General features: G+C 55.2%; 11 protein-coding genes. 1 reads left to right on the forward strand and 10 read right to left on the reverse strand.

Features of this window, described 5'->3' with window-relative positions; translation table 11 throughout:
- The coding region (locus VSX58_RS21765) for an aminotransferase-like domain-containing protein (RefSeq protein ID WP_327619911.1) at positions 1-688 on the reverse strand (688 nt) is incomplete at its 3' end.
- A 173-nt stretch (positions 689-861) separates the two neighbouring features.
- Between VSX58_RS21765 and VSX58_RS21770 the strand changes: the two genes are divergently transcribed.
- A complete protein-coding gene (locus tag VSX58_RS21770) occupies positions 862-1,050 on the forward strand; it encodes a DUF1127 domain-containing protein (protein WP_327619912.1) in 189 nt (62 codons plus the stop codon).
- Positions 1,051-1,114: 64 nt separating this feature from the next.
- Here VSX58_RS21770 and shiA read toward each other — a convergent pair whose 3' ends face one another.
- From shiA to secE, 9 genes are all read right to left on the reverse strand, one after another.
- Positions 1,115-2,452: a shikimate transporter gene (shiA, locus tag VSX58_RS21775; RefSeq protein WP_327619913.1), complete on the reverse strand. Its 1,338-nt coding sequence runs from the start codon at positions 2,450-2,452 to the stop codon at positions 1,115-1,117.
- Between the two features lie 112 nt (positions 2,453-2,564).
- Positions 2,565-6,788 (reverse strand): DNA-directed RNA polymerase subunit beta', encoded by a 4,224-nt coding sequence (rpoC, locus tag VSX58_RS21780; RefSeq protein WP_327619914.1) that lies wholly within the window; start codon positions 6,786-6,788, stop codon positions 2,565-2,567.
- Positions 6,789-6,895: 107 nt separating this feature from the next.
- On the reverse strand, positions 6,896-10,924 hold the full coding sequence (gene rpoB / locus VSX58_RS21785; protein ID WP_327619915.1) for a DNA-directed RNA polymerase subunit beta: 4,029 nt from the start codon (positions 10,922-10,924) through the stop codon (positions 6,896-6,898).
- A 327-nt stretch (positions 10,925-11,251) separates the two neighbouring features.
- Entirely contained in the window at positions 11,252-11,617 is a 366-nt protein-coding gene (gene rplL, locus VSX58_RS21790) for a 50S ribosomal protein L7/L12 (RefSeq protein WP_048636584.1), read from the reverse strand.
- A gap of 66 nt (positions 11,618-11,683) precedes the next feature.
- The gene (gene rplJ, locus VSX58_RS21795; RefSeq protein WP_137714957.1) at positions 11,684-12,181 is read right to left on the reverse strand and encodes a 50S ribosomal protein L10; all 498 of its coding nucleotides are present in this window, start codon (positions 12,179-12,181) and stop codon (positions 11,684-11,686) included.
- 307 nt (positions 12,182-12,488) lie between these two features.
- Positions 12,489-13,193 (reverse strand): 50S ribosomal protein L1, encoded by a 705-nt coding sequence (gene rplA, locus VSX58_RS21800; RefSeq protein ID WP_327615752.1) that lies wholly within the window; start codon positions 13,191-13,193, stop codon positions 12,489-12,491.
- Between the two features lie 4 nt (positions 13,194-13,197).
- Complete coding sequence (gene rplK / locus VSX58_RS21805) at positions 13,198-13,626, reverse strand: 50S ribosomal protein L11 (RefSeq protein WP_327615753.1); 429 nt, start codon at positions 13,624-13,626, stop codon at positions 13,198-13,200.
- A 161-nt stretch (positions 13,627-13,787) separates the two neighbouring features.
- A complete protein-coding gene (gene nusG, locus VSX58_RS21810) occupies positions 13,788-14,333 on the reverse strand; it encodes a transcription termination/antitermination protein NusG (protein WP_048636588.1) in 546 nt (181 codons plus the stop codon).
- Position 14,334: 1 nt separating this feature from the next.
- The gene (secE, locus tag VSX58_RS21815) at positions 14,335-14,718 is read right to left on the reverse strand and encodes a preprotein translocase subunit SecE (RefSeq protein WP_327619916.1); all 384 of its coding nucleotides are present in this window, start codon (positions 14,716-14,718) and stop codon (positions 14,335-14,337) included.
- Positions 14,719-14,968 lie beyond the last annotated feature (250 nt).

The raw sequence follows: 14,968 nt of genomic DNA on the forward strand, positions 1-14,968 counted from the left end.
CAAGACTTATACCGGTGATGGGACAGGTCGGGATCTCAATCGCCTTAATCCCCAACCCGCGCAGAATCTGCATGGTGCCGGGAAAGGTAGGCGACTCCACCGCCACGATATCGCCGGGCTGGCACACGGCACGTACCGCGGTAAACAACGCTTCCTGACAGCCGTTGGTGATCACGATATCGTCCATCGTCAGCCGGCAGCCGCTGTCCAGCGCCAGACGAGCGACCTGCTCGCGCAGCTCGGGCATGCCATACATATTGTCATAAGCCAGCACCCGCTTATCCTGATGCTGACACAGACGGCCCAGCGCTTTCCACAGCGGCTTCACCGTTGGCTGGCTGGTATCCGGCGTACCGCCGCCAAAGTTGCCTTTACTGTTCTCTGGGCCATCGTTAAACAGCTCGCGCACCGATTCCCACTGGGTGATCTCAACCGGGCGCTGGGCCGGGCGAGTCAACCCGGGCATCGGCGGCGCAGCCTTGCGCGACGCCACAAAATAGCCCGAGCGCGGCCGCGGTGAAATAAGCTGCCGGGCCTCCAGCAGATGGTAAGCCTGCTGTACGGTGCTGATACTGACGCCGTGTTCCAGACTCAATGCTCTGACCGACGGCAGGCGCTCGCCGCTTTGATACAGCCCCTGTTCGATACGCTGCGCCAGCAGGGAAGCAAGATGTTGGTAACGCGTCATATGTATCCTTCCTCATACACAACCAAAGGCATAACCAGTACAGATTGCGGTGAAAAACACCATTCAGATGCAATATTCCATAATCTGTATGTTAAAAAAAGCCATTTACTGAGTCTGTATCGAAACGGCTTTCCCTCGCATCATAATGCCAGACAATCAGAAAGGGGAACAGCATGGCACATCAGACAAAGCGCTCATCATCGGCATCCGCCAGATCCGCTCTGTGGTCGATATTGATGCGAACCTGCCAAAAATGGCGGGCGTGGCGGCTTAAGGTCAAAACCCGCAGGGTATTGCTCGGCATGAGCGATGAAAGGCTGAAGGATATCGGGTTGACGCGCAAGGATATAGAACGTTTTTAGGCGGAACGGCGCTCGGTTTATGCCGCCGATACAGAAAGTCGCGCAATCTGTATCGGCGCTGTTGTTATTCGCCCGGCTTTTGCGGCTTCATCCGCATCCCGACGATAGCCGACAGCAAGCAGCCCACCGTCAGATACGTTGCCACGCCGTGCCAGGAACCGCCCAACGCTTCCACCAGCAATACGGCGATAAACGGCGTAAAGCCGCCGCCGACCACGCTGGCCACCTGATAACCGACGCCCGCGCCGCTGTAGCGGTACGCGGTGCCAAACAGTTCGGTAAACATCGGCTGCTGCACGCTGACGATCATATCGTGAGCGATATTAGCCAGCATGATGGCGAAAAACAGTATCCACAGGCTGGCCCGCGCCTCCAGCGCCATAAAGAAAGGAAACGCGCTGACGGCGCCGATCAGCGCGCCAGTGACGTAAATCCGCCGCCGGCCGAAGCTATCGGCCAGCCGGGCGAAGACGGGGATGGACAAGCAGCTGATGCCGCCGACCAGCAGGCTGATATTAAGAAATAGCTCCCGCGGCATCCCCAGATTGGCGGTGGAGTAATTTAGCGCGAACGCGGTGACGATATACATGGTCAGCAGTTCCCCCAGGCGCAGGGCGATAATCAGCAAAAATGCCTTAGGGTGCTTACGCAATGCTTCAACAATCGGCAGCGAATGCCTTTTTTCCGTTTTTTCCCGCCGCTTTTTATTCGTCTCGAACTCCTGCGACTCTTCCATCCCGGAGCGGATCCACCAGGCTATCGCCACCAGCACGACGCTGAATAAAAACGGCAGGCGCCAGCCCCAGTCGATAAACTGCTCATTGGTGGTGTGGTGGCTGACCAGAGATATCGATCCCGTCGCCAGCAGCAGGCCTACGCCGTAACCCACCTGTACGCCGCTGCTGTAAAACGCTTTTTTCTTTTTGGGCGCGCTTTCCACCGCCAGCAGAGCGGCCCCGCCCCATTCGCCGCCCACGGCAAACCCCTGAATGGCGCGCAATATCACCAGCAGCACCGGCGCCCACCAGCCAATAGAGGCAAACGTCGGTAAGAAACCGATTAACGCCGTGGATAAACCCATCGTCCAGACGGTAATCATCAACATGCGTTTACGGCCCAGCTTATCGCCGAAATGACCGAAAACAATGCCGCCCAGCGGCCGGAATAAAAAACCCACCCCGAAAGTACCGAACGCCGCCAGCGTACCCATGGCGGGGCTGATTTGGGGGAAAAACTCAATATTAAAAACCAAAGCGGCGACAATGCCGTAGAGCAAAAAGTCATACCAGTCCACCACCGCGCCGATAAAGCTCCCCCAGGCAGCCCGTCGTGCGCGCCCGGCGGCCGGGTAAGCGGCATCTCCGGCCGACGATGCAGGTATTGATGTTGTCGAGGAATCCATGTCTGTCTCGCTGTCTACCAGGTAAAACAAAAAAGCCCCGGCTTTAGCGGCCAGGGCTTTCAGCAACGAAACCGCCCCCGGAGGAGCGGTTGTATACGGCGCTTGGCGACGATTATTCGTCGTCGCTGTTACCGAAGCCAGCGTTCAGCAATTCAGCCAGGTTGGCGGATGCTTCATCGGCACTGACCTGCGGCGCGGCCGGCGCTTCGCCAGCCTGACGGCGGCGCACGCGATCCTGATGGTAGGCATAGCCAGTACCCGCCGGGATCAAACGGCCAACGATCACGTTCTCTTTCAGGCCGCGCAGTTCATCACGTTTGCCGGCAACCGCCGCCTCAGTAAGAACACGCGTGGTTTCCTGGAACGAAGCCGCGGAGATGAAGGACTCGGTCGCCAGAGATGCCTTGGTGATACCCAGCAGATCGCGGCTGAAGGTCGCCGGGATCTTGCCTTCCGCTTCCAACTGACGGTTGGCAATCTTGACGCGAGAAACTTCCGCCTGCTCGCCTTCCAGGAATTCCGTGCCGCCCGCGCTAATGATGGTGCCTTTACGCAGCATCTGACGAACGATAACTTCGATGTGTTTATCGTTAATCTTAACGCCCTGCAGACGGTAAACTTCCTGAACTTCATTGGTGATGTAACGCGTTACCGCATGTACGCCACGCAGGCGCAGGATGTCGTGCGGAGATTCCGGACCGTCGGAAACCACGTCGCCGCGTTCCACGCGTTCGCCTTCGAACACGTTCAGCTGACGCCACTTCGGAATCATCTCTTCGTACGGATCGCTGCCGTCCAGCGGCGTAATCACCAGACGACGCTTGCCTTTGGTCTCTTTCCCGAACGAGATAACCCCGCTGATTTCCGCCAGAATCGCCGGTTCTTTCGGACGACGCGCTTCGAACAGGTCGGCAACGCGCGGCAGACCACCGGTGATATCCTTGGTACCGCCGGACTCCTGCGGAATACGCGCCAGGGTATCGCCCGCGCCGATCTTCACGCCGTCTTCCAGTTGAACGATCGCTTTGCCCGGCAGGAAGTATTGCGCGGGCATATCGGTACCCGGGATCAAAACATCTTCGCCGTTTTCGTCGACGATCTTCAGCGCCGGACGCAGATCTTTACCGCTGCCGGTACGCTCTGCGCTATCCAGAACCACGATGGAAGACAGACCGGTCAGTTCGTCGGTCTGACGGGTAATCGTCTGACCGTCGACCATATCCGTAAAGCGGATATTACCGCCCACTTCACTGATAACCGGCATGGTATGCGGATCCCAGTTGGCAACGGTTTCGCCGCCGCTAACCTCTGAACCGTCGCGCTTGGCCATGACCGCGCCGTAAGGCACTTTATAGCTCTCTTTGGTACGGCCGAATTCGTCGATCAGCTTCAGTTCGGTATTACGCGAGGTAATAACCGGTTTACCGTTGCTGTTGACCACGAACTTGGCGTTTTCCAGTTTCAGGCTACCTTTGTTTTTCACCTGAATGCTGGACTCAGCCGCCGCACGCGATGCCGCGCCCCCGATGTGGAAGGTACGCATGGTCAGCTGCGTGCCCGGCTCGCCGATAGACTGCGCCGCGATAACGCCGATGGCTTCACCCTTGTTGATCAGGTGGCCGCGGGCCAGGTCGCGACCGTAGCACTTAGCGCACACGCCGAAGTCGGTTTCGCAGCTCACGACGGAACGCACTTTAACCGCATCGACGGAGTTCTCTTCCAACAGGTCGCACCACTGTTCGTTCAGCAGGGTGTTGCGCGGCACCAGAATATCCGCCGTGCCCGGTTTGAGCACGTCTTCAGCCGTCACGCGGCCCAGAACGCGTTCGCGCAGCGGTTCCTTAACGTCGCCGCCTTCGATAACCGGGGTCATCATGATGCCTTCATGCGTACCGCAATCATCTTCGGTGACCACCAGGTCCTGCGCCACGTCGACCAGACGACGGGTCAGGTAACCGGAGTTCGCAGTTTTCAATGCGGTATCCGCCAGACCTTTACGCGCGCCGTGGGTGGAGATGAAGTACTGGAGTACGTTCAGACCTTCACGGAAGTTCGCGGTGATCGGCGTTTCGATGATGGAGCCGTCCGGCTTCGCCATCAGACCACGCATTCCCGCCAGCTGACGAATCTGCGCCGCAGAACCACGCGCGCCGGAGTCGGCCATCATAAAGATGCTGTTGAAGGAGACCTGCTGTTCGACTTCGCCATCGCGGTTAACCACGTCTTCAACCGACAGGTTTTCCATCATCGCCTTGGCGACGCGTTCGTTGGCCGCGGCCCAGATATCGATAACCTTGTTGTAGCGTTCGCCAGCGGTAACCAGACCTGACTGGAACTGCTCCTGAATCTCAGCGACTTCGGTTTCGGCTTCTTCGATGATCCCGGCTTTCTTGGCGGGGATAACCATGTCATCGATACCTACGGACGCGCCGGAACGGGCGGCGTAAGCAAAACCGGTGTACATGATCTGGTCGGCGAAGATAACCGTCGGCTTCAGGCCCAAAATGCGGTAACAGGTATTCAGCATTTTGGAGATCGCTTTCTTGCCCAGCGGCTGGTTGACGATGGAGAAAGGCAGACCTTTCGGCACGATCATCCACAGAATGGCGCGACCGACGGTGGTGTCGATCAGCGTGGTCTGATGGGTGATTTCGCCTTCAATGCTCTTAATCTCTTCCGTAATACGCACTTTGACGCGCGCATGCAGCGATGCCAGGCCGGCGCGGTAAACGCGTTCGGCTTCTTTTGGCCCGGTCAGCACCATGCCTTCGCCCTTGGCGTTAACGCAGTCGCGGGTCATGTAGTACAGACCCAGTACCACGTCCTGGGAAGGAACGATGATCGGATCGCCGTTCGCCGGCGACAGAATGTTGTTGGTGGACATCATCAGCGCGCGCGCTTCCAACTGGGCTTCCAGCGTCAGCGGTACGTGGACGGCCATCTGGTCGCCATCGAAGTCGGCGTTGTACGCGGCGCAGACCAGCGGGTGCAGCTGAATGGCCTTACCTTCGATCAGTACCGGTTCAAATGCCTGGATGCCCAAACGATGCAGCGTCGGCGCACGGTTCAGCATCACCGGGTGCTCGCGAATCACTTCGTCCAGGATATCCCAGACCACCGCCTCTTCACGCTCGACCATTTTCTTGGCGGCTTTGATGGTGGTGGCCAGACCGCGCAGCTCCAGCTTGCCGTAGATAAACGGTTTGAACAGCTCCAGCGCCATCTTCTTCGGCAGACCGCACTGATGAAGACGCAGGTACGGGCCCACGGTGATAACGGAACGGCCGGAGTAGTCGACGCGTTTACCCAGCAGGTTCTGACGGAAACGCCCCTGCTTACCTTTGATCATATCGGCCAGCGACTTCAGCGGACGCTTGTTGGAGCCGGTGATGGCGCGGCCGCGGCGGCCGTTGTCCAGCAGCGCGTCCACCGCTTCCTGCAACATACGTTTTTCATTACGCACGATGATATCCGGCGCGGCCAGATCCAGCAGGCGTTTCAAACGGTTGTTACGGTTAATGACGCGACGATACAGATCGTTCAGGTCGGAGGTGGCGAAACGACCGCCGTCCAGCGGCACCAGCGGACGCAGGTCCGGCGGCAGCACCGGCAGCACGGTCAGGATCATCCACTCCGGCTTGTTGCCGGATTGAACGAACGCTTCCAGCAGCTTGATGCGCTTGGTCAGCTTCTTGCGCTTGGTTTCGGAGTTGGTTTCATTCAACTCTTCGCGCAACTGTTCGCACTCTTGTTCCAGATCCATGTTTTTCAACAGGGCCTGAATCGCTTCCGCGCCCATCTTGGCGTCGAATTCGTCGCCGAACTCTTCCAACGCGTCCAGATACTGCTCTTCGGTCAGGATCTGACGTTTTTCAAGATTGGTCATGCCGCCTTCGACCACGACATAGGATTCGAAGTACAGCACGCGTTCGATATCGCGCAGCGGCATATCCAGCAACAAACCGATACGGGACGGCAGCGATTTCAGGAACCAGATATGCGCGGTGGGAGACGCCAGCTCAATGTGGCCCATACGCTCGCGGCGTACTTTGGTCTGGGTCACTTCAACGCCGCACTTCTCACAGATAACGCCGCGGTGTTTCAGGCGCTTATACTTGCCGCATAAGCACTCATAGTCTTTTACCGGCCCAAAGATACGGGCGCAAAAAAGGCCGTCACGTTCCGGTTTGAACGTACGGTAGTTAATGGTTTCCGGCTTTTTAACTTCACCAAAAGACCACGAACGGATCATGTCTGGCGAAGCCAGAGCAATTTTGATCGCATCAAACTCTTCGGTTTTAGTTTGCGCTTTCAGAAACTTTAATAAGTCTTTCACGGATTGGCTCCTGTCGGAGTTAGACCTGCCAGGCACCTAAACCATACCGTTTAAAAACAAGGTTTAGGTGCCCCTATGACGAACGCCAGCGATATAACAGGCTGGAATTACTCTTCTTCCAGCTCGATGTTGATACCCAGCGAGCGGATTTCTTTCAACAGTACGTTGAAGGATTCCGGCATGCCTGGTTCCATCTGATGATTGCCGTCCACGATGTTCTTATACATCTTGGTGCGGCCGTTCACGTCATCGGATTTAACCGTCAGCATTTCCTGCAAGGTATAGGCTGCGCCGTAAGCTTCCAGCGCCCACACTTCCATCTCACCGAAGCGCTGACCGCCGAACTGCGCTTTACCACCCAACGGCTGCTGAGTAACCAGGCTGTAGGAACCGGTGGAACGGGCGTGCATTTTGTCGTCGACCAGGTGGTTCAACTTCAGCATGTACATGTAGCCCACGGTAACCTGACGCTCAAATTGCTCGCCGGTACGTCCATCGTACAGGGTAATCTGACCGGAGGTCGGGATATCGCCCATTTGCAGCAGATCCTTGATTTCCTTCTCTTTCGCGCCATCGAATACCGGCGTTGCGATCGGCATACCCTTTTTCAGGTTCTCAGCCAGACGCATCACCTCTTCGTCGGAGAAGGTGCTCAGGTCTACTTTCTGGCGCACATCGTCACCCAGGTCGTAGGCTTTTTGAATGAACTCACGCAGCTTGGCCACTTCTTCCTGCTGCTTCAGCATGGCGTTGATTTTCTCGCCGATGCCTTTCGCCGCCATACCCAGGTGGGTTTCCAAAATCTGACCGATGTTCATACGCGAAGGTACGCCCAGCGGGTTCAGCACGATGTCGACCGGCGTACCGTTTTCATCGTAAGGCATATCTTCGATCGGGTTGATCTTGGAGATAACGCCTTTGTTCCCGTGACGGCCCGCCATTTTGTCGCCCGGCTGGATGCGACGCTTAACCGCCAGATAAACCTTGACGATCTTCAGCACGCCCGGCGCCAAATCGTCGCCCTGAGTAATCTTACGGCGCTTGGCCTCAAGTTTTTTCTCAAACTCGTGCTTCAGCTCGTCGTACTGCTCGGCCAGCTGTTCTAGCTGATTCTGTTTCTCTTCATCAGCCAGGCCCAGTTCCAGCCAGCGTTCGCGCGGCAGTTTATCCAGCTTGTCCGCTTCCACGCCGCCGGAGACCAGCACCGCATGGATACGGGCAAACAGACCGGCTTCCAGGATTTGCAGCTCTTCGGTCAGGTCTTTCTTGGCCTGCTTGAGCTGCATCTCTTCGATTTCCAGCGCGCGTTTGTCTTTTTCCACGCCGTCGCGGGTAAAGACCTGCACGTCGATAACCGTACCGGAAACGCCGTTCGGCACGCGCAGAGAAGAGTCCTTAACGTCGGACGCTTTCTCGCCGAAGATCGCGCGCAGCAATTTTTCTTCCGGCGTCAGCTGGGTTTCGCCTTTCGGCGTCACCTTACCAACCAGAATGTCGCCGCCGGTCACTTCCGCGCCGATATACACGATGCCGGACTCATCCAGCTTGGAAAGCGCCGCTTCGCCCACGTTCGGGATATCGGCGGTGATCTCTTCCGGCCCCAGCTTGGTGTCGCGCGACACGCAGGCCAGTTCCTGAATGTGGATACTGGTGAAGCGATCTTCCTGCACCACGCGCTCGGAGACGAGGATGGAGTCTTCGAAGTTGTAGCCGTTCCACGGCATGAACGCCACGCGCATATTCTGACCCAGCGCCAGCTCGCCCAGGTCGGTGGACGGGCCGTCGGCCAGCACGTCGCCGCGTTCAACCGGCTCGCCCAGCGATACGCAAGGCATCTGGCTGATGCAGGTGTTCTGGTTGGAACGGGTGTATTTAGTCAGGTTATAGATGTCGATTCCGGCTTCGCCCGGATACATTTCATCATCGTTAACGCGGATCACGATACGCGATGCGTCCACGTACTGTACCGTACCGCCGCGTTTGGCTACGGCGGTTACCCCGGAGTCGACCGCAACGGCGCGTTCCATACCGGTGCCCACCAGCGGCTTATCGGCGCGCAGCGTCGGAACCGCCTGACGTTGCATGTTCGCACCCATCAATGCGCGGTTGGCGTCATCGTGTTCCAGGAACGGAATCAGTGAAGCACCGACGGAGACCACCTGCTGCGTGGATACGTCCATATACTCAACCTGATCGCGGCTGAACAGGCTGGACTCGCCTTTATTACGGCAGGTAACCAGTTCATCAATGAAGTGGCCTTCTTCGTCCAGGTTGGTGTTCGCCTGGGCGATAACGAAGTTGCCTTCTTCAATCGCCGACAGGTAATGGATTTCGTCCGTTACCACATTGTCACGCACGCGGCGATAAGGCGTTTCCAGGAAACCGTACTCGTTAGTCTGCGCATACACGGAAAGGGAGTTGATCAGACCGATGTTCGGACCTTCCGGCGTTTCGATAGGACATACGCGACCGTAGTGGGTCGGGTGCACGTCTCGAACTTCAAAGCCGGCGCGTTCGCGGGTCAAACCGCCCGGGCCCAGTGCCGAGATACGGCGTTTGTGCGTAATCTCGGAGAGCGGATTGTTCTGGTCCATAAACTGCGACAGTTGGCTGGAACCGAAGAACTCTTTCACCGCCGCCGAAATCGGCTTGGCGTTGATCATATCCTGCGGCATCAGCGTATCGAGGTCGCCTAGGGAAAGCCGCTCTTTCACCGCGCGCTCGACGCGCACCAAACCGACGCGGAACTGGTTTTCAGCCATTTCGCCGACGGAGCGGATACGACGGTTGCCGAGGTGGTCGATATCATCGACTTCGCCTTTACCGTTACGGATATCGATGAGCTTTTTCATCACGTCGATGATGTCTTCTTTGCTCAGGATACCGGAACCTTCGATCTCGTCGCGCAGCAGAGAACGGTTAAACTTCATCCGGCCGACCGCAGAGAGGTCATAGCGATCTTCGGAGAAGAACAGGTTCTCGAACAGCGTTTCGGCCGCTTCACGCGTCGGCGGCTCGCCGGGACGCATCATGCGGTAAATTTCAACCAGCGCGCTCAGACGGTCGTTAGATGGATCCACGCGTACGGTTTCAGATATGTACGGGCCGTGATCCAGATCGTTGGTGAACAACGTCTCGATACGCTTGTGGCCGGCTTGGCTGAGCTTAGCCAGCAGATCCAGCGACAGCTCCATATTCGCGGTGGCGATCAGTTCGCCGGTGCTTTCATCAATATAATCTTTGGAAAGCACTTTCCCGGCGATATATTCAACCGGTACTTCAATGCGCTCGATGCCGTCTTTTTCCAATTGACGAATATGACGGGCGGTGATGCGGCGGCCTTTCTCAACGTAGACCTTGCCTTCGGCTTCAATATCGAAAGAAGCGGTTTCTCCGCGCAGACGCTCGGGCGTCAGATCCATCTGCAGCTTGTTGCCGTTGATTTCATAGACAACTTTATCGAAGAACAGATCCAGAATTTGTTCGGTGGAGTAACCCAGCGCGCGCAGAATAATCGTCGCCGGCAGCTTACGGCGGCGGTCGATACGAACAAACAGGTTATCTTTCGGATCGAATTCGAAATCCAGCCAGGAACCACGGTAAGGAATAATGCGCGCGTTATACAGCACCTTACCCGAGGAGTGGGTTTTACCCTTGTCGCTGTCGAAGAATACACCGGGACTACGGTGCAACTGAGAAACGATGACACGCTCAGTACCGTTGATCACGAAAGTGCCGTTGTCGGTCATGAGCGGAATTTCGCCCATGTAGACTTCTTGCTCTTTGATATCTTTAACGGTGCCTTCAGGCGCTTCACGCTCGTAAATCACCAGGCGCAGTTTGACGCGCAACGGCGCGGAAAACGTCACGCCGCGGATTTGACACTCTTTAACGTCAAATACCGGCTCGCCCAGGCGATAGCTCACGTATTGCAGCTCTGAATTACCGCTATAACTCTGTATGGGGAAAACAGAACGGAATGCCGCTTCCAAACCGTACTGCCCTTCCGGATCTTGCTCGATAAACTTCTGGAACGAGTCAAGCTGGATAGAAAGGAGATAAGGCACGTCCAGCACCTGCGGGCGTTTGCCAAAATCCTTACGAATGCGTTTTTTCTCGGTATAGGAGTAAACCATAGGGTTCCTCAGCTCGCTGAAAAGTCGAACCACTCTGTCCGTCCTAGCAAAGGACAGGTCATGCAACACTATTTCTGTCTATCGGAAATGAAGTCCTTTCCGTAATACATCTTTCTATTACTCTTAAACCATTTCATTGCTCTTGCTCAGGCAGGGAACCCGTGCAGGGAAGCAGTATATTAAGTCGTCAATAGAAAAATATATTGGGGTAAATCAATGGCGGAATAGTGTGAAATACCACTGATGCCCTACAGCGCAAAAAGGCTGGTGACCAAAAAGTCACCAGCCATCAGCCTAATCAATCAGGCTGCAATCTGGAAAGTCGGCTTATTTAACTTCAACTTCTGCGCCAGCTTCTTCCAGAGCTTTCTTCAGAGCTTCGGCGTCGTCTTTGCTGATGCCTTCTTTCAGAGCGGCCGGAGCGGATTCAACCAGATCTTTAGCTTCTTTCAGGCCCAGACCGGTTGCGCCACGTACTGCTTTGATAACGGCAACTTTGTTGCCGCCGATAGCTTTCAGTACTACGTCGAATTCAGTTTTTTCTTCAGCAGCTTCAGCCGGGCCAGCAGCAACGGCTACAGCGGCGGCGGCGGAAACGCCGAATTTTTCTTCCATAGCGGAAACCAGTTCAACAACATCCATTACAGACATAGCTGCTACTGCTTCCAGAATTTGATCTTTAGTGATAGACATAACAATTGTTCCTAAGAATCAGAAATAGTTTATACGTTAGCAAGTGCGGTAGAGAAGAAAGCGCGATTAAGCCGCTTCTTTCTGATCGCGTACGGCAGCCAGAGTGCGGACCAGTTTGCCGGCAGCGGCTTCTTTCATGGTCGACATCAGACGTGCCAGTGCTTCTTCGTAAGTCGGCAGCGTTGCCAGACGGTCAATTTGAGCCGCCGGGATCAGCTCGCCTTCAAAGGCTGCAGCTTTGACCTCGAATTTTGCATTCGCTTTGGCGAATTCTTTGAACAGACGAGCAGCTGCGCCCGGGTGTTCCAAAGAGTATGCAATCAGGGTCGGACCAACAAACGTGTCTTTCAGGCACTCAAACTGAGTACCTTCAACAACGCGGCGCAGCAGGGTGTTACGAACAACACGCATGTAAACGCCGGCTTCACGACCTGCTTTACGCAGTTCAGTCATTTTATCTACGGTCACGCCGCGGGAATCCGCAACAACCGCAGACAGCGCACCTTTGGCCACTTCGCTGACTTCAGCAACAATCGCTTGTTTGTCTTGAAGATTTAATGCCATTAGCTTTTGCTCCTGGATTTAGCCGGAGGAAACCTCCGGAACTCACTTCACTTATTGCCAAAATGGAAATAAGCGTTGATGCACGGTGAGCAGAATCCAGCAAAGACAATTCTTTATAAAAAATGTTCTTCAGGCTCTGTCACCGTCTACGCAGGGAATTAAGTCTTTCGCAAGACACCTGCGGTCTTGGACGGAGGCCTGGATAGGCCAGGCTCCAACCGAAAATTCTTCTTTTATTCCGCTAGCGGAACAACGGGCGTAAGATTATAGGTAAATCCCACGCCCGAGTAAAGCGAAACAAAAGCTATTAGGCCGTTACGGTGCTCAGACCGCTTTGGTCAACCGCAACGCCCGCGCCCATAGTGGTGGACAGGCTGACTTTCTTGATGTACACGCCTTTCGCCTGAGATGGTTTGGCTTTTTTCAGCGCAACCAGCAGGGCTTCCAGGTTTTCTTTCAGTTTGTCAGCATCGAAATCAACCTTACCGATAGTGGTATGGATGATGCCGTTTTTGTCGTTACGATAACGAACCTGACCTGCTTTAGCGTTTTTAACCGCTTCGGCAACGTTAGGCGTTACGGTACCCACTTTCGGGTTCGGCATCAGGCCGCGCGGGCCCAGAACCTGACCCAACTGGCCGACGACGCGCATGGCATCCGGGGATGCGATAACGACGTCAAAATTCATTTCGCCTTTCTTAATCTGATCGGCCAGATCTTCCATACCCACCAGCTCGGCGCCGGCAGCCTTGGCTGCTTCAGCATTTGCGCCCTGGGTGAAGACGGCGACGCGAACGGAACGACCGGTGCCGTGCGGCAGAACGGTGGCGCCACGAACGTTTTGATCGGATTTACGCGCGTCGATGCCGAGGTTAACGGCAACGTCAACGCTTTCTACGAATTTAGCAGTGGCCAGCTCTTTGAGCAGGGCAACGGCTTCGTTGATATCATACTGTTTAGTTGCATCAACTTTGTCACGGATCACGCGCATGCGCTTGGTCAGCTTAGCCATTTTATTAACCCTCCACTACCAGGCCCATGGAACGAGCAGTACCTTCGATGGAACGCGCCATGGCTTCCACGTCGGCACCCGTCATATCCGCAGCTTTAGTTTCTGCGATTTCACGAACCTGAGCACTCGTTATTTTACCAACCTTGTCTTTGTTCGGCTTGCCGGAACCAGACTTGATACCCGCCGCTTTTTTCAGCAGAACTGCTGCCGGAGGCGTTTTGGTAACAAAGGTAAAAGAACGGTCAGAATAAACGGTAATAACAACCGGAATCGGCAGACCTTTTTCAATGCTTTCAGTTTTAGCATTGAACGCCTTACAGAATTCCATGATGTTGACACCCTGCTGACCCAGAGCCGGACCGACCGGTGGGCTCGGGTTAGCCATACCAGCCGCAACCTGCAGCTTGACATAGGCTTGTACTTTCTTGGCCATTTAACTTTCCTCGAATGGGTAATAACGCCTCGCAACAAGGCTCCCCGTGGTTAATACGTTCCAGATGTCTTTTAGACACCCTGAAAACAAAAGGCGCGAAATTGTAGATTAATTTCGCGCCCAAGACAAGCAACCATTTTCAGCCGTTCAGAACGAATCGTTTACCCTTTCTCGACCTGACTAAAATCGAGTTCCACCGGCGTCGCACGACCAAAGATCGAAACCGACACTTTCAGGCGGCTTTTTTCGTAATCCACTTCTTCGACTACGCCATTAAAGTCCGCAAACGGACCGTCGTTAACGCGAACCATTTCACCGGGTTCGAACAGCGTTTTCGGCCGAGGTTTATCCCCCACCTGCTGCAGGCGGTTCATGATCGCATCAACTTCTTTATCGCTGATAGGCGCCGGACGGTCGGAGGTTCCGCCGATAAACCCCATAACGCGCGGAACGCTGCGCACCAGATGCCAACTGGCATCTTCCATCACCATCTGTACCAGCACATAACCGGGGAAAAACTTACGTTCGCTCTTGCGGCGCTGGCCGCCGCGAATTTCAACCACTTCTTCCGTCGGCACCATAACTTCGCCGAACAGATCTTCCATATTATGCAATTTGATATGCTCGCGCAGCGACTGAGCTACGCGGCCTTCAAAACCGGAAAACGCCTGAACGACGTACCAACGTTTTTTTGGGGCTTCAGACATTTTAGAACCTCAGGCCAGTGATAAACGATACCAATCGGACCAGAATACCATCCAGCCCCCACAAAATCAGCGACATCACGGCGGTAACCGCGGCGACGATTAACGTGGTGTGTAACGTTTCCTGGCGGGTCGGCCAAATCACTTTACGTACTTCGGTACGGGCTTCACGGGCAAACGTTACTGTTGCTTTGCCTTTTGCGGTTAGCAATGCCACGCCACCGGCGGCGGCAATCAGGATAACAACCGTTAATGCGCGCAGCGGCAGACTAATTTCGCGGTAGTAGTAGTTGCCGACAATCGCAACGATCAGCAATACGGCCACGACCAGCCATTTAATCGCTTCCAGGCCACGCCCGCTCCCCTGAGCTTCGGTATTCGCACTCATAAACCAACCTGTCACTATGATCCAGACAAATAACTTTGCCCCGCAAAGCAGGGCAAACCAAACCGAAAGATGTTCCGTAAACGAATAATTCGGTATTTACGCCGTATCTACAGAGCCTATCTCACCAATGATTATATTCCATAATCGCTGATGAGATAGGTTCTACCACATGACAGCGTAGAAAAAGGGCATCAAATGATGCCCTTTTACCGCGTGTCGCGTCAAACGTTATCAGCGATTAAGCGATAAC

The organism is Brenneria populi (assembly GCF_036016195.1).
In the GTDB taxonomy this organism is placed as follows: Bacteria; Pseudomonadota; Gammaproteobacteria; order Enterobacterales; family Enterobacteriaceae; genus Brenneria; species Brenneria populi.